At 64.1% G+C, this 19,187-nt stretch carries 16 protein-coding genes and 1 pseudogene; 4 read left to right on the top strand and 13 right to left on the bottom strand.

The features are described 5' to 3' along the window. Together BLX42_RS17125 and BLX42_RS17120 are read right to left on the bottom strand one after the other, a co-directional pair. Nucleotides 1-250: pseudogene (locus tag BLX42_RS17125) on the bottom strand (catalase-peroxidase); the annotation flags it as partial. Nucleotides 251-562: 312 nt separating this feature from the next. Then, on the bottom strand, nucleotides 563-1,441 hold the full coding sequence (locus BLX42_RS17120; protein ID WP_012314122.1) for a DMT family transporter: 879 nt from the start codon (nucleotides 1,439-1,441) through the stop codon (nucleotides 563-565). A 227-nt stretch (nucleotides 1,442-1,668) separates the two neighbouring features. On the opposite strand from BLX42_RS17120, the gene BLX42_RS17115 reads away from it, so the two are divergent. Next, a complete protein-coding gene (locus BLX42_RS17115) occupies nucleotides 1,669-2,493 on the top strand; it encodes an aldo/keto reductase (RefSeq protein ID WP_161872236.1) in 825 nt (274 codons plus the stop codon). A gap of 26 nt (nucleotides 2,494-2,519) precedes the next feature. On the opposite strand, the gene BLX42_RS17110 is transcribed toward BLX42_RS17115, so the two are convergent. From BLX42_RS17110 to BLX42_RS17095, 4 genes are all read right to left on the bottom strand, one after another. Then, complete coding sequence (locus tag BLX42_RS17110) at nucleotides 2,520-4,619, bottom strand: bifunctional diguanylate cyclase/phosphodiesterase (protein ID WP_161872235.1); 2,100 nt, start codon at nucleotides 4,617-4,619, stop codon at nucleotides 2,520-2,522. A 136-nt stretch (nucleotides 4,620-4,755) separates the two neighbouring features. After that, nucleotides 4,756-5,250: a GNAT family N-acetyltransferase gene (locus tag BLX42_RS17105; RefSeq protein ID WP_046785486.1), complete on the bottom strand. Its 495-nt coding sequence runs from the start codon at nucleotides 5,248-5,250 to the stop codon at nucleotides 4,756-4,758. Between the two features lie 120 nt (nucleotides 5,251-5,370). Continuing rightward, a complete protein-coding gene (locus BLX42_RS17100; RefSeq protein WP_012314118.1) occupies nucleotides 5,371-5,583 on the bottom strand; it encodes a PLDc N-terminal domain-containing protein in 213 nt (70 codons plus the stop codon). 53 nt (nucleotides 5,584-5,636) lie between these two features. Further along, nucleotides 5,637-6,116, bottom strand: coding sequence for an FAD/FMN-containing dehydrogenase (locus BLX42_RS17095; protein ID WP_161872234.1), 480 nt, complete (start codon nucleotides 6,114-6,116; stop codon nucleotides 5,637-5,639). A gap of 139 nt (nucleotides 6,117-6,255) precedes the next feature. On the opposite strand from BLX42_RS17095, the gene BLX42_RS17090 reads away from it, so the two are divergent. After that, complete coding sequence (locus tag BLX42_RS17090) at nucleotides 6,256-7,263, top strand: GlxA family transcriptional regulator (protein ID WP_046785488.1); 1,008 nt, start codon at nucleotides 6,256-6,258, stop codon at nucleotides 7,261-7,263. A 7-nt stretch (nucleotides 7,264-7,270) separates the two neighbouring features. Here BLX42_RS17090 and BLX42_RS17085 read toward each other — a convergent pair whose 3' ends face one another. Together BLX42_RS17085 and quiC are read right to left on the bottom strand one after the other, a co-directional pair. Continuing rightward, a complete protein-coding gene (locus BLX42_RS17085; RefSeq protein ID WP_012314115.1) occupies nucleotides 7,271-7,942 on the bottom strand; it encodes a TetR/AcrR family transcriptional regulator in 672 nt (223 codons plus the stop codon). Nucleotides 7,943-8,115: 173 nt separating this feature from the next. After that, nucleotides 8,116-10,023 (bottom strand): 3-dehydroshikimate dehydratase QuiC, encoded by a 1,908-nt coding sequence (gene quiC, locus BLX42_RS17080; protein WP_012314114.1) that lies wholly within the window; start codon nucleotides 10,021-10,023, stop codon nucleotides 8,116-8,118. A gap of 493 nt (nucleotides 10,024-10,516) precedes the next feature. On the opposite strand from quiC, the gene BLX42_RS17075 reads away from it, so the two are divergent. Next, nucleotides 10,517-11,890 (top strand): MFS transporter, encoded by a 1,374-nt coding sequence (locus BLX42_RS17075; protein WP_046785490.1) that lies wholly within the window; start codon nucleotides 10,517-10,519, stop codon nucleotides 11,888-11,890. A gap of 35 nt (nucleotides 11,891-11,925) precedes the next feature. Here the strand turns inward: BLX42_RS17075 and BLX42_RS17070 are convergent, their stop codons facing one another. From BLX42_RS17070 to BLX42_RS17050, 5 genes are all read right to left on the bottom strand, one after another. Next, entirely contained in the window at nucleotides 11,926-13,338 is a 1,413-nt protein-coding gene (locus BLX42_RS17070; RefSeq protein ID WP_046785491.1) for a DOPA decarboxylase, read from the bottom strand. 200 nt (nucleotides 13,339-13,538) lie between these two features. Then, the gene (locus BLX42_RS17065; RefSeq protein ID WP_046785492.1) at nucleotides 13,539-14,483 is read right to left on the bottom strand and encodes a LysR family transcriptional regulator; all 945 of its coding nucleotides are present in this window, start codon (nucleotides 14,481-14,483) and stop codon (nucleotides 13,539-13,541) included. A gap of 136 nt (nucleotides 14,484-14,619) precedes the next feature. Beyond that, nucleotides 14,620-15,330, bottom strand: coding sequence for a YebC/PmpR family DNA-binding transcriptional regulator (locus BLX42_RS17060; RefSeq protein WP_039603624.1), 711 nt, complete (start codon nucleotides 15,328-15,330; stop codon nucleotides 14,620-14,622). A gap of 95 nt (nucleotides 15,331-15,425) precedes the next feature. Then, nucleotides 15,426-16,817, bottom strand: a complete 1,392-nt coding sequence (locus tag BLX42_RS17055; RefSeq protein ID WP_161872233.1) for an FAD-dependent oxidoreductase — start codon at nucleotides 16,815-16,817, stop codon at nucleotides 15,426-15,428. A gap of 14 nt (nucleotides 16,818-16,831) precedes the next feature. Then, on the bottom strand, nucleotides 16,832-18,148 hold the full coding sequence (locus BLX42_RS17050; RefSeq protein WP_046785494.1) for an MFS transporter: 1,317 nt from the start codon (nucleotides 18,146-18,148) through the stop codon (nucleotides 16,832-16,834). Between the two features lie 240 nt (nucleotides 18,149-18,388). On the opposite strand from BLX42_RS17050, the gene BLX42_RS17045 reads away from it, so the two are divergent. After that, nucleotides 18,389-19,187: LysR substrate-binding domain-containing protein (locus BLX42_RS17045; RefSeq protein WP_161872232.1), on the top strand; the 799-nt coding region annotated here is incomplete at its 3' end.

The following is a 19,187-nucleotide window of genomic DNA, read 5'->3' as shown; positions in this document are numbered from 1 at the left end:
GGCCATAGTGGCCGAAGTCGGCCGGCCACCAGTCCTGGGAGTCGGTCATCAAGGCGGTCAGGTCTTGCTTGAGCGCCTGGAAATCGAGGCTCTTGAACGCCTTGGCGTAGTCGAAGTCCGGGTCCATCGGGTCGGACTTGGCGCCATGTTGGTGGAGAATCCTGAGGTTGAGCTGGTCAGGCCACCAGTCTCGGTTGGTGGTGCCGCCACCTGCGGTTTGATGGAACGGGCATTTCGATTCGTTCGACATCTGCTGTTACCTTTGGGTCGGTTATCCAGATTTCCGGTCTATGCCAGGTGTTCTTTGAGCCGAGCACATGGGCTCATGCCTACCCCTCATCAGGTCAGGTCGGTCACGTTCCGACAGGGGCTTGCGAAGCTGTCACGGCGTGGCGGCAGGGTCTTGCACCCAGGTGCTCTGACGCCGCCCGCAGGGGAATTCGCAGGGCCACGGACAAGACTAGTCGAGCTTGGGCAGAGTTCTAATAGAGTGGCTATTGGAGGGTGATAGGTAGGCTCTGTCAGGATTGCCGGGCAGGCGACAGCGCCCCCTGCCACCGGCTCACTTCCTGCGTTGCATCCAGGCTGCCCCAAGCCCACTCAGGCAGATGATGGCGATACCCAGCAAGGTGGTGCTATCGGGCACCTGCCCGTAGATCAGCAACCCCAGCAAGCCGGCAAACACGATCTGGCAATAACTGAACGGCGCCAGCAGAGCCGGCGCGGCGTGGCGGAAGGCCTGGGTCAGCAGCAGGTGCGCACTCATGCCGAAACCGCCCAATGCCAGCATCAACAGCGCGTGATCCCAGCGCGGCAGCTCCCAGAAAAACGGCACCAACGCACTCATCACCAGCGTGTTGCACAGCCCGGCGTAGAAGTTGCTGGTGGTGGGGCTGTCATGGGCGGCGAGTATGCGCGTGAGCAACTGGTAGAAGCAAAAGCCCAGCGCCGAGCCGAAGGGGTACAGGATCGCCGGGGTGAACATCGCGCCACCGGGGTGCACCACCACCAGCACGCCGATGAAGCCCAGCACCACCGCCACCCATTGCCCTGGCGTGACGCGCTCCTTTAGCAGCGGCGCCGACAGCGCAGTGACCAGCACCGGGGCCAGGAAGTTGACCGAGGTCGCCTCGGCCAGCGGCAGGTACTGCAAGCCGGTGGTGAACAGCAGGCTGGTGCTGAGCAGGCTCAACGCGCGCAACGTCTGTAGCACCGGGCGCCGGGTGCGCAGCACATTCAGGCCGGATTTGGGCAGGAATATGCCGGCCATCAGCAGCGTGTGCACCAGGTAGCGGGCCCACACCACCATGATGATCGGGTAGAGCCCACCGAGGAATTTGGACAAGGCATCGTGGCTGGCGAACAGGAACGTGGCCACCACCACCAGGGCGATACCGCGCAGGGGGTGGTTGACTCCGGACAGCGGTGTGCTGGAACTCATGGCGTTCTCGATGGCGGCGCTGCGGCATGCAGCGCCAGGTGAAGGCAGTGCGACAACAGGGATTCTAGAAGAGATACGACGACTTAAGGAAGGTCAATTGACACGCCGGTTCAAGGCAATGTGTTTTCCGTTCGCTGATCGACCACTTTCAGCTCCCTACTCGTGGTCCCTGACAGGCTAAACGCGCACCATCGAACGCGGCCCTAAAACCCGAACAAGGAGTTTTCATGCATAGGCTCACCACCCGCAACGGCCTCGACCTGCCCAGCATCGGCCTGGGCACCTGGCCGATGACCGGCGCCGAGTGCACGCGAGCAGTGCACCAGGCACTGGAGCTGGGTTACCGGCACATCGATACCGCCACCGCCTACGACAACGAAGCTGCTGTTGGCCAGGCGTTGCGCGACAGCAGCGTGCCACGCGAGCAGATCCACCTGACCACCAAGGTCTGGTGGGACCGCCTGGCGCCCGAGGCGATGCGCCAGTCCCTGGAGAACAGCCTGCGCGCCCTGGGCACCGAGCAGGTCGACCTGTTCCATATTCACTGGTCCGGCAAGGACTGGGACTTGGCCCGCAGCATCGAGACGCTGGTGGCCCTGCGTGACGAGGGCAAGGTACGCAGCATCGGCGTGGCCAACTTCCCCCTCGGCCTACTGCGCCAGGTGATCGAAACGCTGGGCGCGCCGCTGGCGGCGATCCAGGTGGAATACCACGTGCTGCTCAGCCAGCAACCGCTGCTCGACTACGCCCGCCAGCACGACCTGCTGCTAACGGCGTATACCCCGCTGGCCCGCGGGCGGGCGGCGGCGCAGCCGGTGATCCAGGACATCGCCCGCAAGCATGGTGTGTTGCCGAGCCAGGTGGCGCTCAAGTGGTTGCTGGACCAGGACGGCGTGGCGGTGATCCCCAAGGCCAGCAGCCGCGAGAACCAGCTGAGCAACCTGGCGGCGCTGGATGTGCGCCTGGATGATCAGGATCGGGCGCTGATTGCCGGGTTGCCAAAGGATCAGCGGGTGGTGAACCCAGACTTTGCGCCGGACTGGAACAGCTGAATGCCAGGGGCCGCTTTGCGGCCCCTTCAACCCACCGCCACAGCCACCTGCTTCAACCTCTCCCCCGCCGGCACCGGCCGCCCATACAGATAACCCTGAAAGTGCGAGCACCCCTCCGCCGCCAGGCGCTGCATCTGCTCCTCGGACTCCACCCCCTCTGCCGTGGTCTTGATCATCAGGCTGTTGGACAGTTCAGTGATCGCCCGGATGATCGACATCGCCTCGCGGCTGTCGCACATGTCATGCACGAACGACTTGTCGATCTTGATCCGGTCGAACGGGAACGAGCGCAGGTAACCGAGCGACGAATACCCGGTGCCGAAGTCATCCAGCGAAATCGACACCCCCAGGTCTTTCAGCGCGCGCAAGGTACGCACGTTCTCCTCGCTGTTGCCCAGCAGTACCGATTCGGTGATTTCCAGCTCCAGGCGTTGGGGCGCCAGGCCCGAGTCGGCCAGGGCCAGCGCCACGGTATGGACCAGGTTGGCGTTCTTGAACTGCACCGGTGACAGGTTGACCGACACCGTCTGCTCACTGTCCCAACTGGCCGCCTCCTGGCACGCCAGGTTCAGCGCACGGGTGCCGAGTTCGTGGATCAGCCCGGTCTCCTCGGCAATGGGAATGAAGTCCATGGGCATCACCATGCCGCGGGTCGGGTGCTCCCAGCGCAACAGCGCCTCGTAGCCAGTCACGCTGCTGGTCTGCTGATCCACTATCGGCTGGTAATGCAGGTGCAACTGCCCAAGGTGCAGCGCAGTGCGCAGGTCGGTCTCGACCAGGCGGCGCTGGCGGGCGGCGACATCCAGTTCGACGTGGAAGCACTCGTAGCGGTTACGGCCATTGCGCTTGGCTTCGTAGAGGGCCATGTCGGCGTAACCGAGCAGCTGCTCGGCCTGCTCATTGTCATCGGGGGCGATGGCGATGCCGATGCTCACGCCCACCGTGAACTGGTGGCCTTCGATCTGGAACGGCGGGCAAATCGCGTCAATCAGGCGCTTCGCCGTATTGCAGGCAGCCTCGCGGCCGTCCAGGCCAGTCAGCACCACGGCGAACTCGTCGCCGCCCAAGCGGGCCAGGGTGTCTTGCTCGCGCAGCTCGCGGCGCAGGCGCTTGCCCAGGGCGCGCAACAGCTTGTCGCCGAAGGCATGGCCGAGGGAATCGTTGATGTTCTTGAAGTTGTCCAGGTCCAGGCACAGCGCTGCGGTCAGCTTGTCGTTCTGATGGCCGCGCACCAGTGCCTGCTTGAGCCGCTCGTTGAACAGTGTGCGGTTGGGCAAACCGGTCAGCGCGTCGTGGTGCGCCATGTGGTGGATCTGGGCGTGGGCGGCCAGTTCCTCGGTGGCGTCCTCTGCCACGAACAACACATAGTCGGCCTGGCCCTCGCGGTTCTGGCTGAGCAGGGCACGGCTGCGCAAGGTACGCGGACCACAGGCGGTATCGACCCGGGTCTCAGCAGCATAACCCTTGGGGTTGCGCGCGCCACGGGCGAGCTGCTGTTCCAGGTAGTCAGCCGCAGCCGGTGCCAGGCACTCACCCGGCAACTGGCCGATCATGCTGCTGCCGCGACCACCGAACAGGCGTTCGGCCTGCTGGTTGGCCAACAGGATGCGCTGGCTTTCCAGGTCCTGGACGATAACGCTGGCGGGAATGTTGGCGATCACCGAATCAAGAAACTGCGAGAGCTTGGTCATCTCCTGGCTGTACTGTTCAGCCAGCTCCTTGGCCTGCAACAGCTCCAGTTCCTGCTGGCGCCGCTCGGAAATGTCGCGGGTGACCTTGGCGAAGCCAATCAGATGGCCGTTGTCATCGCGCACCGCCTCGATCACCACATGGGCATGAAAGGTCGAGCCGTCCTTGCGCAGGCGTGCGCCGGTTTCTTCGAAGCGGCCCGTGTCGCGCGCCTGCGCAAGGTTCTGCTCGGGCAGGCCGGCGACGCGCTCGGCTTCGCTGTAGAACAGCGAGTAGTGCTTGCCGACAATCTCGTCGGCAAGGTAACCCTTGGCCCGCTGGGCGCCCGGGTTCCAGTTGGCGACGATACCGTCGGGGGTGAGCAGGTAGATGGCATAGTCCACCACGCTCTGGATCAACAGCCGATACATGATGTCGGGGCTTGCGACTAGCGACATGTAAATTTCCCTGAACCTGCAACGCGCACGAAAAGGAACCCCAGGCCAGAGCGACCGGGTCTTGAATACGAGGTAATGGCATTATGCCGCTTGAGTGAATTTTGTGAAGTGGCTCACAGTTTTTTGCCAGCGCCGCTCAGTGGTAAGCGGACGTAACCTTATAGGTGAGCAGGTCCGGGTCATCACCCAGCACGATTTGCTGCACCGGCCGCGGCAAGTCGGCCACGACGGCTTTGCAGAAGGCAACGGCTGTGGGGTCCGGCGCATAGCAGCGCAGGAGCCAGTCTCCGGCACCTCTGAGCAACTGCAGCGCGACCGCACGGCCAATACCCTGCCGGCGGTAGCGCTTGAGGATGAACAGGTCGGCCAGCTCACTGGCATTGATGCCAGGCAGCTCGCTGCGCTCGACCAGCACGAAACCGGCAATGAAACCATCCACCAGTACCAGGTTGGCGCTCCAACCGTCTGCAAGCCAATAGCGCTGCAGGTGCTCTTCGTGAATGTAGAAGCGCCCGTCTACCTCGACGTCTTCCTGCTCCCAGTCAGAGGACTCGTAGGCATAGAACTGATAGAGATTACGGATCAGGTCGGCCTGGTCGCGGGTAGTGGTGAGCAATTCGATGGGCAGCATGGGGGGCTCGGGCACAGGGGTGGTTGAAAGGCTTTCATGTTGAAAGTACCGGCCCCCAGATTATGGCTCAACTCAGCGCCATTAACGGCATCAGGCGCCCCGGACCTGATGCCGTGCCCCTCACTTTTCTTGCAGTACCGCCCTGCCCTTCACTGCCCGCGGCCCGCGCCAGGCCCAGAACAGCAACCCGGGGAACGGGGCGTAGACGACGAAGACGATCCATAGCATCTTGCGCTCCGCGCGCCGTTCGCTGCCGATGATGTGCCAGATGGCGAAGATCTCCAGCAAGATGACCAAGGCCGCGACAATGATCCAGATCGTTCCGATTTCCATGAGCACTCTCCCGTTGGCATGTAAAGGGTTGGGTTACTGCCAGCGGCAAGGGTTCATTCGGATTTACTTGTCTGGGCCTTCTCCAGTGCAGCCTTCAACGCCTTCGCATCAGCGAACTCCTGCTGGCTGACCAACGCACCCTGCTCAAGCTGCAACCACAGCACCTTGCCTTCCTGCCCAGGATAGCGGCTGGCCACCTGCCCTTCACGATCAAGCATAACCCGGTAGTTGTAATCACGCATGGCCGGGATGGCGAACAGCTTGCTGATCAGCGCCGGCATGCGCTGGATATCCGCCACAAACACCGCATCGCGCGACTCCAGGTAGCCCTTGGGCTGTTCAGCCAGGGCCGCCTTCACCAGCTTGGCGCCGTCCATGTCACGGGCCACCAGCAGCACATGCGTGCCGGCGTCCAGGGTATAGGGCTGGTCATGCTGGTCGAGCAGCGTCCACGGTGCGAGCTTTTCCCCGGTTTGCAGGGCGTTTGCCACCAGCGGCAGCAGGCTGAACAACAGGGCGACGGCGTATTTCATCGAGGTTCTCCAGGTGGGAGGCGCCAGCATAGCCCAGTTGCCTCAATACGACCTCCAATACCACAGGCCCACCCAGGCGATTGTCTTTCCCCTGGCTACCGGCCACACTCGCCAGGCCATCCAGGAAGCGGAGTCCAGAGTGCCCACCCCACGCCAGTTCAGCAAGAAGACCAGCACCACCAACATGCTGCGGCTCAAGGCCACCGCGGGCAGCCCCCAGGCGCCCTACCGCGTCGACTTCGTCCTGCTTAAACACTTCTCCATGGCCAGTTTCACCGTGGCCATGGACGTGCTGGTCACCGCCAACCTGCTGCGCGCCGACAGCTTCAGCTTCACCCCACTGTCGCTGGACGGCGACCGGGTGCTGAGCGACCTGGGCCTGGAACTGGTGGCCACTGACCTTGTTGCCAGCGAACTGAAAGCACTTGACCTGCTGATCATCTGCGGAGGCTTGCGCACACCGCTGAAGTACCCCGAACTGGACCGCCTGCTGGATGACTGCGCCGCCCACGGCAAGGCCCTGGGCGGGCTATGGAACGGCGCCTGGTTTCTTGGCCGCGCCGGGGTACTGGATGACTATGGCTGCAGTATCCACCCCGAGCAGCGCGCCAGCCTGTCCGAGCGCAGCCCGCAGACACGCATCACCCCAGCCAGCTTCACCCTGGACCGTGACCGGCTCAGCGCCGCCAGCCCCAATGGCGCCATGGAACTGATGCTCGGCCTGGTCCGCCGCCTTTACGGTGACGGCCTGGCAGAAGGCGTCGAAGAAATCCTGTCGTTCTCCGGCGCCCGCTACCGGCAGGTCGGCCCGGGGGCGAAAAAGTCGATGAGCCTGCACCTGCGCACCATCGTCGAGCTGATGGAGAACAACCTCGAGGAAACCCTCAGCCTCGACCAGTTGGCGGCCTACAGCGGCCGCTCGCGGCGGCAGATCGACCGCCTGTTCCAGGCCCAGCTGGGCACCTCGCCGCGGCGCTACTACATGGAACTGCGCATCACCAAGAGCCGCCGCCTGCTGCAGTACTCCGACCTGTCGGTGATGGAGGTTGCGGTGGCCTGTGGCTTTGTTTCGGTGTCGCACTTCAGCAAGTGCTACGCGGCCTACTTCGGCTACCCGCCGTCACGTGAGCAACGGCTGGGCGAGTGAACGGCACTCAGGCCTGGATGTAACGCATCACTGCTTCGCAGATCATGGCCTTGTGGCGCAGTTTGACCTGCTCATCCAGCAGGTCGATCTGGAAGATGTCGCCGAAAGTATGGCGGTTCGAGACCCGATAGAAGCAGAACGCGCTCATCAGCATGTGCAGGTCGATGACCTCAATGCCCGGGCGGAACACCCCCTCTTGCACGCCACGCTCCAGCGTGCGGCCCAGCGCCTGCAGCACCAGGCTGCTCATCTCGCGGATGGCCGGGGTTTTCTTCACGTACTCGCCGTAGTGGATGTTTTCGGTGCAGACCATGCGCACGAAATCGACGTTGCGGTCGTGGTGGTCGAAGGTGAACTCGGTCAGGCGCTGGATGGCCTGCTCGGCCGGCAGCGACTCCAGGTCCAGGCGGTGCTCGGTCTTGCGGATGTCGCCGTACAGCTTGACCAGGCACTCGACGTACAGCTGCTCCTTGCTGCCGAAGTAGTAGTAGATCATGCGCTTGGAGGTGGCTGTGCGCTCGGCGATGGCATCCACCCGCGCGCCCGCCAGGCCTTGCTGGACGAACTCGTTGATGGCGGCCTGGAGGATGTCCTCGCGGGTTTTTTCAGGGTTGTTCTTGCGCGACTTGCGTGTCCCTTCGATCTCGGGCTGGCCGAGGGGGGCAACGGGATTGCTCATAGCTGCTCACGGGGTATTTATTGGGATTTGGACGGGATTATCCGTGAGTGGAGGGTTGGAAGGAAGCGCGCTGTTGATCGGGTGGGCAGGATTGGCGGGGGCCCAGGCTGAGCCCCTTGATCAAGCGCTGCACAGGCAGCGCCCGATCTCACAGGCCGTGAACCCTTGGGCCGTTACAGCACCGGCTTGCGCGCCGCTCCGCTGCGCCGCTTGGCCATCGCCGCCAAACGCACAGGAACGTTGGCCGCACCGTACCCGGCATACCCCCCCTTGCGCTGGATGATTTCAAAGAAGAACCGGTCCTCGAACGCCTCGGTGTACACGTGGAACAGCTCGCCGCCCTGGGCATCGCGGTCATACAGCACGTTGTAGTACGCCAGCTCGCTGAGAAACTCGTCGTCGAAATCGAAACGCGCCGCCAGATCGTCGTAGTAATTGAGCGGAATTTCCAGCAACGGCACACCGGCTTCCTTCGCCCGCGCCACTTCCTTGAAGATGTCGGCACAATCGAAGGCGATATGGTGAACGCCCGACCCGCGATAGCTCGACAGCGCGTGGGCGATGGCGGTGTTGCGGTTTTCCGATATGTTCAGCGGCAGGCGCAGGCTGCCGCACTGGCTGCGCAGGGCGCGGCTTTTGACCAGGCCGTACGGGTCGGGCAACACCACTTCATCATCTGCGGCAAAGTCGAACAGGCTCTTGTAGAACAGCACCCAGCTGTCCAGCGACTCGGCCGGCAAGGCCAGGGCCATGTGGTCGATGCGCTGCAGGCCACCGGTGCTGCTGGCGCTCTGGTCCAGGCGGAAGTCGGTGTCGTACAGCGACGGGCCTTCCTTGCCCTGCTCCACCAGGTAGATCAGGCTGCCATCCGGGGCGCGTACTGCAGGCACCTCACATTCGTTGGGGCCGACCAGCCCACGGAACGGCTGGCCGCGGAAGTCGGTGGCGCGCTGCAGCGCCGCGTGCTCGTCCTTGACCCGCAGCGCGGTGGCGCACAACGATGGGCCGTGGGCCTCGAAGAAGTTGTGGCCAAAGGAGTAGGGCTCGGCATTGAGCACGATGTTGATGTCGTTCTGGCGCAGCAGGCGTACGTCCTTGCTGCGGTGCTTGCCGGCGTCGGCAAAACCCAGGCGCTTGAGCCAGCTGCCCAGACGCGCGCCGACCGCTTCGTCCACGGCAAATTCGAGGAATTCCACGCCGTCGTAGGTACTGGCGGCGGGCGGTGCGAACAGCACACCCGGCTCGATCGCGGTGCCCTCCTGTTGCAGGCGCAGGCGGGTCTGTTCCTCCAGGTACAACAGCGAACGCAGGCCATCGGCGGCGTTCTGGCGCGGTGGTGCGGCGCGGAAGCCGTCGTTGAAGATTTCCAGCGACAGCGGGCCGCGATAACCGGTGGCCAGGATCGGCGCGAGGAAACCGGCCAGGTCCATTTCGCCCTGCCCCGGGAAGCAGCGGAAGTGGCGGCTCCACTCCAGCACATCCATGGCCAGGATCGGCGCGTCGGCCATCTGCACGAAAAAGATCTTGTCGCCGGGGATGTCGCGGATCGCGGCAGGGTCGCCCTTGAGCGACAGGGTGTGGAAGCTGTCGAGGATCACGCCCAGCGCCGGGTGGTCGGCCTGGCGCACCAGGTTCCACACTTGCTGGTAGGTGTTGACGTGACGGCCCCAAGCCAGGGCTTCGTAGCCGATGCGCATGCCGCGTTGGCCGGCGTGCTCGGCGAGCAGGCGCAGGTCGTCCACCAGCAGTTGTTCTTCGCCCAGGGCGTCGGCCTGCACGTTGCTGCACACCAGCACCAGGTCGGTGCCCAGCTCTTGCATCAGGTCGAACTTGCGCTCGGCGCGGTCGATGTTCTTCTGCAGGCGGTCGCGGCGGCAGCCTTCAAAATCGCGGAACGGCTGGAACAGGGTGATGGCGATGCCGAGGTCGGCGCACATCTGCCGCACCTCGCGCGGGCTGCCGGCATAATAGAGAAGATCATTTTCGAAGATCTCGACGCCGTCGAACCCGGCGGCGGCGATGGCTTCGAGCTTTTCCGGCAGTGTGCCGCTCAAGGACACGGTGGCTATCGAACGCTGCATGGTGGAATTCCTTGTTATGGGGCTACTGGGCTGGAAGCTGGGGCTAAGCAACACACCATCAGACTTCTTGGCATGATGAATTATTCGCAGGTAAAGTCATGGCAGCAATCACTTTGTACGGAACGGTTAGTTTTGCGTTCGATTACCGCACAAAACCCGTTTTGGCGAATTGATTCACTGCCACCCCTGCGCAACCATGAGACCAGACGCAGGCACACCGACCACCACTTTCTGCCCAGTGGCCGTTCGGCACAACCTGCGCTCACAAGCCCAGCGCCACGACATAATAAGTTCAATAAAACGGGTACAGACCTATGCAAACATCCCTCGCCTTGCAACCCGCACCTGCTCGATCGTTGTCTTCAAACAGACTTGGCTCGCGATCGTCGGCCCTTTAAGCACCCACATACTCCCGATAGCGATCGCACACCCACTGGCTTGCCGCCTGACGGCACCGGCTGTGCGGCGACCAACAAAAACAACGGAGACAACGATGGCTAACTCCAGCTCTCAAGCCAAGAAAGCGACCGCCAGCGGATGGATAGGCTCGGCACTCGAGTACTACGACTTTTTCATCTATGCCCAGGCTGCGGCACTGATCTTCCCGCAGATCTTCTTCCCCAACACCGACCCCAAGATGGCGATCATCGCCTCGCTGGCCACCTACGGCGTGGGTTACCTGGCCCGTCCGGTCGGCGCCTTCGTGCTCGGCCACTGGGGTGATACCCGCGGGCGCAAGAACGTGCTGCTGCTGTGCATGTTCCTGATGGGCATTTCGACCATGGCCGTGGGCCTGCTGCCTACCTACCACGATATCGGCATGCTCGCCCCGGCCTTGCTGGTGCTGCTGCGCCTGGTCCAGGGCTTTGCCGTGGCCGGTGAAATCTCCGGGGCCAGTTCGATGATCATGGAGCACGCACCGTTCGGGCGGCGCGGCTACTTCGCCAGCTTTACCTTGCAGGGCGTCCAGGCCGGCCAGGTAATGGCGGCGGCGGTGTTCCTGCCACTGGCCTACTTCATGCCCAGCGAGGCGTTCAACGACTGGGGCTGGCGCATTCCGTTCCTGATGAGCGCCATCGTGCTGATCGCAGGCTTCATCATCCGTAAGGAAGTGCACGAAACCCCGGCCTTCGTCAAAGAAGAGAAACAGGACAAAGTTGCCAAGTCGCCAATCAGCGAGGCCTTCCGCCACAGCTGGAAGCACATGGTGCTGGTGATGTTCATGGCCTTGATGAACGTGATCCCGGTAGTTGCCACCATCTTCGGCGCGGCCTACGCGGTACAGCCGGCCTACGGCATCGGCTTCGACAAGAGCGTGTACCTGTGGATCCCAGTGGTGGGCAACATCGTTGCAGTGCTGGTTATCCCGTTCGTGGGCAATCTTTCCGACAAGATCGGCCGTCGCCCGACCATGATCGCCGGTTGCCTGGGCTCGGGCCTGCTGGCCTTCGTTTACCTGTATGCAATCAGCATCCAGAACGTGCCGCTGGCCTTCGCTACCTCGATCCTGATGTGGGGCATGGTTTACCAAGGCTACAACGCGGTGTTCCCAAGCTTCTTCCCTGAGCTGTTCAACACCCGCTACCGCGTGTCGGCCATGGCCATTGCCCAGAACATCGGCACCATGCTGACTGCGATGCTGCCGGCGTTGTTCGCCCTGGTAGCGCCACCAGGCTCGGATAACATTCCGCTGGTGGTTGGCGGCCTGGCGTTCTTCATCACCTGCGTATGTGCCCTGGCAGCGTATGTCGCGCCGGAAACCCATCGCCTGGCGATGGAAGACCTGGGCAACCCGCAGGCCAAGCCGATGGACAAGGAAGCCTATGAGGCCAGCCGCAAGGGTAGCCTTCAGACAGTGAGCCACTGACAGACGCAAGGGGCCGCACTGCGGCCCCAAGCATTTCAGCCGTTGACCACTGCCTGCAAGCGTTGCCACAACCGCTCGACATGCTCGCGCTCAGTGGGCAGCGCCCCCACCGAAACCCGCACCATCCAGCGCCCGTTCAAAGTCGCCGGCGTGACATAAGCCTCACCGGAGGCATTGAGCCGCTCAGCCCATGCCTTGGTATGCGCATCCAGCGCCTCCCCTTCCAGCCCACCAGGCCGATGCACAATGCACAAGGTCTGCAACTGTACCGGCGCCAACAACGCCCACTCCCCTGCCGCCTCAACCTGTTCGGCCAGCCAACGGGCATTGTCCAGGTCGCGCCGCAAGCGCTGCTGCAACGCCTCGACCCCCTCGCTGCGCAACATGAACCACAGCTTCAGCGCGCGGAAGCGACGCCCCAGCGGGATGCCCCAGTCACGCAGGTTCTTCACCTCACCATCGACCGCCGACTGTAGGTAGCTGGGGTTGGTGCTCATCACCCGGATCAGGTGCTGCGGGTCTCGCACGTAGTAGATCGAACAGTCGAACGCCACCCCCAACCATTTGTGCGCGTTGACTACCACAGAGTCGGCCAGCTCGATGCCGTCCCACATCCAGCGGCATTCGGGCAGGATCATCGCTGAGCCGGCCATGGCTGAATCGACGTGCAGCCACAGCCCCTGGGCCTGGGCGATTTCGCCAATCTGGCGCAAGGGGTCCAGCGCCGTAGTGGTGGTCGTGCCGGTGGTAGCGACCACTGCGCAGGGCTGATTGCCTTCGGCCAGGTCCTGTTCGATGGCCGCCAACAAGGCATCGGGGCGCATGGCGAACTGCTCGTCGGTGGCGATCAGGCGGATGTTGGTGCGGCCGAAACCGGCCAGCAGCGCGGCCTTGTCCACCGAACTGTGGGCGTGGGCGCTGACATACACGATCAGCGGTTTGGCTTCGGCTTGCAGGCCGCCACGCACCAGGGCGTAGTCGGTGGCACGTTCACGGGCACAGATCAGCGCGACCAAGGTGCTGGTAGACGCTGTGTCCTGAATCACGCCGCTCCACTGCCCCGACAGGCCCAGCAACTGGCGTACCCAGTCCAGAGTGGTCTCCTCCAGCTCGCTCAGCGCCGGGCTCGATTGCCATGACAGGCCCAGCACACCCAGGCCCGTGCTGAGAAAATCGCCGAGCACCGAGGACAAGGTGCCGTTGGACGGGAAGTAGCCATAGAAATCGGGGTGTTGCCAATGCGACAGGCCTGGCATCACCAGCGTGTTGACGTCATCGAGGATCGCTTCGAACGGCTCGCCCTGTTGCGGGGCGCCGGCAGGCAAGGCAGCTTTAAGGTAGCCGGGCTCGACCTGGGCCATCACCGGGCGGTCACCGACGCTCTGGCGGTAATCGGCGATCAGGTCGATCAATTGGTGGCCGTACTGGCGGAATTGTTCTGGGGTCACGCGCGGTCTCCTGTGGGTTGTCCGCTGTCAGGCCCGGCCCCATCGCCGGCAAGCCGGCTTCCACAGGTACTGCACTGGGCTTGAAGGCTCTGGGCACCTGTGGCAGCCGGCTTGCCGGCGATGGGGGCATCACCAACAGCACAAGGGCCCCAGTCTAGGCGCCTGCCGCCACGCCAATAACCCCGCTTGGCGCATACCTGCTATGGCAAAGCCGCATGCCCACCCTGCACGCCGAACTGTGACTGGCGCCACAGCTCGAACACCCGGTTGCGCAACCAGCGGTGCTCGGCCGACGCCTGCAGGCGCTGGTGCCACACCACCCAGTAGCGCTGGGTATGCTCCACAAACCCCAGCGGCCGCCAGGCCAGGCCATGCAGCCGGCACAGTTGGCAGGCAATATGCTCGGGCACCGTCGCCAGCGCCTGGCTGTTGCCAATGACCTGCACGGTGGCCGAGAAGAACGGCACTTCCAGGCTGATGCGCCGCTGCAGCCCCTGGGTGCGCAGGTGGCGGTCGATGAAGCTGTCCTTGTCGCCACCGCCGGAGATGCGCACGTGCTTGAAGGCCAGGTAGTCGTCCTGGCTCAGCACTTCGCAGGCCGCCAGCGGATGGTCCCGGCGCATCAGGCACACCGCACGGTCCTCGCCAAGCAGGCGACCGTGCAGGTTGGCCGGCGATTCGTCGAACAGCGTGGTCGCAAGGTCGATCTCGCCGCTGGCGAGCAAAGCGTATTGCCCGGCCTGCCAGGTGCGGTAGTCGATGCTTACGCCCGGTGCTTCCTGCTCCAACGCCGCCACCAGCAGCGGCAGCATGTGCTCTGCAACATAGTCGGACGCGGCCAGGCAGAAGCGCCGCTCGCAACGGGCCGGATCGAACGCGGCCGGCTGGCGCAGGGCCTGAAGCTCTTCAAGCACCTGGCGCAGCGGCTCGACCAGGGCTTGGGCGTACTCGCTGAGCACGTAGCCACGGCCCTGGCGCACCAGCAATGGGTCGTCGAAGGCTTCGCGCAGATGGGCCAGCTGGCGGCTCAACGCCGACTGGCTGACGCCCAGGCGCTCGGCGGCGTGGCTGAGGTTTTTCAGCTGCAGGAGGCAGTCGAGGGTACGCAGGTGGGCGAGGCTGAGGGAGGCGAAGGTTGGGTTCATGCAGGCTTCCCCAGGCTGAACACAGGCCCATTCGCCGGCAAGCCGGCCCACACAAGTACCGCGCAGAACCTGAGCTTTGCACTGTACCTGTGGGAGCCGGCTTGCCGGCGATTGGGCCGCAAAGCGGCCCCGTCTTTTACTCGGTCAGGCCAACGTAGACGTTCTGTACGTCGTCGTTCTCGTCGATCGCCTCGAGGAACGCCTCGACTTCAGCCAGTGCCTCGGCACTGAGGCTGGCAGCGCTCACCGGGTTCTTCGGGGTGTAGCCGATCTTGGCCGAAGAGACGGTGAAACCATGCTCGGGCAGGGCTTTCTGCACCGCATCCAGGTCGGTGGTGTCCGTGATGAACAGGGTCGAGCCCTCTTCTTCACCTTCTTCAAAGTCCTGGGCACCGGCTTCGATGGCGGCCATTTCCGGGTCGGCATCGCCGTCGGGCATGGCTTCGATCAGGCCCACATGGTTGAAGTCCCAGGCCACTGAACCGCTGGCACCCAGCTGGCCCTTGCGGAACAGCACGCGAATCTGCGCGACGGTGCGGTTGACGTTGTCGGTCAGGCACTCGACGATCAGCGGCACCTGGTGCGGCGCGAAACCTTCGTACGTCACCGCCTGGTACTGCACGGCATCACCGTCCAGGCCCGCGCCCTTGCGGATTGCCCGGTCCAGGGTCTCGCGGGTCATGGAAGCCTTCTTGGCTTGCACGATGGCCAGGCGCAGGCGTGGGTTCATGTCGGGGTCGGCGCCCGACCTGGCTGCGATCTGGATTTCCTTGGACAGCTTGCCCATGATCTTGCCCTTGGCATTGGCAGCTGTTTCTCTATGCTTGGCTTTCCACTGTGCGCCCATGTCGACTCTCTTGTTTCAGCGGCCGGTTCAGGAAGCGACCGGCCAAAAAGTGGGAGCAGTTTATACGCCCTCGGGCCAGTGTTCGACAAGAAATCTCACGCTTTGTCGGCCTTGCCCGCCGCCGCTGCGAACCGGGCCAGCCGCACGTCCAGGTGGCGTGGCCGCAGCCCCCGGTCTTCGGCGCGCTCCTTGCGCCGGATTGCATTGCGCACCATCAGCGACCCCAGGTAACGGATCGGCTCCGGCGGGAACAGCCCCAACGGGCCCTTGACCAGTGGCGAGCGGGTCCACGGGTTGTCCAGCCCCAGCGCCAGCGACGAGAGGATCTGCCCGCCCATGTGGCACGGCCCTACCCCGCTGCCAGAGTAGCCGAAGCCATAGAACACGTTGCCTTGCCCGTCCAACCGCCCGAAGAACGGCAGCCCGGTCACCGAGCGGTCGGAGGGGCCGTTCCAGCTGGCCGCCAGGGGCACCTGGGCCAAGGCAGGGAAGAAATCGGCCAGGCTCTCACGCAGCAGCGGCCGGTATGGCGAGGGTTGATCGAACACCGGCAGCATGCGCCCGCCATAGGCGAAGGTGTTGCCACCCTTGCCGAGCATCAGGCGACCATCGGAGGTGTTGTGGTAGTAATGCACGAAGATCCGTGAGTCCAGCACGCTGATGCCGTTGTTCAGGCCGATCTCGTGCAGCAGCTCGGGGCACGGTTCGGTGATCACCATGTCACTGGAGACGATCGCCACGCTGCGCTCGAACTGCGGGAAGGCACGCGCCATCCAGGCATTGAGGCCGAGCACCACGCGGTCGGCACGCACCGTGCCGTGGGCCGTGCGCACCAGCGCCGGGGTGCCATGCTCCAGGCCGGTCATGGCCGTGCCTTCATGAATGCGCACGCCGCGCTGCAACGCCACACGCCGCAGGCCGCGTACCAACCGGCCAGGCTGGACGGTGGCGGCGGCCGGCGAAAACCAGCCCTCCAGGTGCCGCGCCGAGCCGGCCAGGCGCTGCACCTCATCCAGCGGCAAACGCTCGAATGAATTGATCCCCTTGTGCTCCAGTGCAGCGATCACCGCATCGGTTGCACCCACCTGGGCCTGGTTGGTGGCGGTGTACAGTGTGCCGTCCAGGCGGTAGTCGCAATCGATGCCATTGGCCGCGCAAAACGTGCCAATGGCACCGATGCTGCGCTCTGACTCGCTTACCAGGCGCACCGCTTCGGCCACCCCGAACAGACGCTCGAGGGTGAAGTACTTGGCCGACCAGGACAACGCGCAACCACCGTTGCGCCCACTGGCGCCCGCACCGCAGATGTCAGCTTCGATCAGCAGCACGTCCAGCGCCGGCACCGCCTCCTTGAGCATCAGCGCGGTCCAGAGGCCCGTGTAGCCGCCGCCGACGATGCACACGTCGCAGCGGGCATCGCCTTGCAGTGGCGGGCATACCGCGTCCTGTTCACAATCCAGGGCCTGTTGCAGCCAGAAGGGTCTCATTCGCTCGCTTTCCTTTAGGTACGCAGTGGCTTGATCGCCATGCTGGTGTTGGGCGCCACATCATTGGCCTGGGCTGCGCTGGCCGGGCGGCTGTTCCAGTGCGGCAGCAGCACCAGGGCCGAGAACAGTGCGCAGCCAGCGAACACGATGAACACCGTGACGCTGTCGAAGTAACCGGGCAACAGGCCGCCGAGCACCGCGCCCACCGAACCGCAGCCATTGACGAAACCGGCTGCCGTGGCACCGGCCTTGGCGGTGCCGAAGTCGATGGCCGCCGCGCCGCTGATCATCGAGTCTGGCCCGTACAGGGTCAGGCCCATGAAGAACAGCAGGCCAACCACCATGGCGATGCTGCCGCTGTGCATGGCTGCCATGAACGCCGCCAGGGCCACGGTCAGCAGCACCAGGCTGATCACACAGGCCGGCATGCGCCGGGCGCCAAACAGCTTGTCCGAGGCCAGGCCGATGATGATCGGGCCCAGCAGCCCGGCCAGTTCAAAGGCCGTGGGGATGATCGCAGCACCCACCTTGCCGACCGAGGGCATCTGCTCGAAGACGATCACCGGCCCCCATAGCAAGATCGCGTAGCGCGCCGGTTTTAGAAGAAAGTACGCCAGGCCCAGGGTCAGTACCGTGCGGTTGCGCAGGATCTCGCGCAGCGGCGCCCACACACTGCACAGGCTGCCGGCCGGGGCCATGCTCTGCGGCTCGGGCTCGACCGCCGGCAAGCCCACATCCTCGGGTTTGTTGCGCTGCAGGAAGAAGAACAGCACCGCTACCGCCGCCACCACCGCGGCAGTGGAGAAGAATGCCGCCTGCCAGGTGCCGATCAGGGTATAGGCCCACCAGCCGGCGAACGGCGAGGCGACCAGGCCGCCGAATGCATAGCACGAGCTCCACAACCCCAGTACCCGGCCGCGCTGCACGGCGGGGAAGAAGCTGCCGATGTTCTTGCACAGCCCGGCCCAGCCGGTGGACTGCGCCAGGCCCTGGATCAGCATGCAGGTGGCGAAGATCGGGAAGGTCGCGTAGCTGCCCATCACCACAGCTGCCGCCGCCGAGATCAGCAGGCCACCGAGCACCACCACGCGCGGGCCGAAGCGGTCGGCAAGCATGCCCCAGGTGAACTGGCCCACGGCATAGGCGGCCAGGTAGATGGCGTCGAGGTTGGCCATGGAGGCCTTGTCGAGCATGAATGTCGGGTCTTCACCAATGCCGAGCTTGGCCACCGAGAAGGCCTTGCGGGTGAAGTAGAAGGCGGCGTAGGCCAGCCAGGTGATAGCGAAAATCTGGATGCGCCAGCGTTTCAACGCGGCTAGGGAGTGATTCATGTGCGTCTGACCTCTTGCTCAAGTGTGCCGGCAGAATGTGAATAAACGCCTGTCTTGTTTTTGTGTTGCGCACTGCATGACGTGGCTCGTCATCTGGTCAGATGGCGCAGGGGTGCGCGCCATGCCCGGCGGCCGCTTGTGGCAGCGCTGGGTTGGTCAGTATGGAAACAGGTGGTGACTGATAAATAAAATCGATTTATCGTATTTCACACATAAGCTCAGCTTGTTACTGGAGTTCACATGTCGGTGTCCCACGCTCAACTCAGGGCTTTCCACGCAGTGGCCGTGCACGGCAGCTTCACCCGGGCGGCAGAAAAGCTGTTTTTGACCCAGCCGGCCGTGTCCGACCAGGTGCGCAAGCTCGAAGAGCGCTTCGGGGTGCTGCTGTTCCACCGCAACAAGCGTTCGGTGCAGTTGACTGACCTGGGCGAACGCCTGCTGGGCATCAGCAAGCGCCTGTTCGCCTGTGAGGCCGAAGCCCACGAACTGCTGCAGGACTCCCGCGCCCTGCACACCGGCAGCCTGGTGCTGGCGGTGGATGCGCCGGTGCATGTGCTGCCGCAGATCGCACGCTTCTGCCAGCGCTACCCGGGCATCCAGGTCAAGGTCGAGACCGGCAACACCGATGAATCCCTGGCCCGGCTGTTCAGCTATCAGGCTGACCTGGCACTGTTAGGGCGCGATGTCGACGATGAGCGACTGCACTGCATGCCGCTGCGCCGCGACCCGATGGTGGCGTTCGTCTCGCACAACCACCCCTGGGCCAGCCGTGGCTCGATCAGCCTGGCGGACCTGGACGACACGCCGCTGGTGCTGCGCGAGCCTGGCTCGGTGACCCGGCAGACACTGGAGGAAGAAATGCAACGCGCCGGGTTGCGAATACGCGCGGCAATCCAGGTCGAAGGCCGCGAGGCCGCGCGCGAGGCGGTGGTGGTGGGGATTGGCGTGGGGGTGGTGTCGGCCGCTGAGTTCGGCGCCGATGCGCGGGTGTGCGCGCTGCCCATTGTCGATTGCCAGCGGCACCTCACCGAGACACTGG

This window comes from Pseudomonas sp. SG-MS2, from assembly GCF_009933855.1.
Classification (GTDB): Bacteria; Pseudomonadota; Gammaproteobacteria; order Pseudomonadales; family Pseudomonadaceae; genus Aquipseudomonas; species Aquipseudomonas putida_E.
Note: the sequence above shows the minus strand (reverse complement) of the source record. Positions and strands in the feature narration are given on the sequence as shown.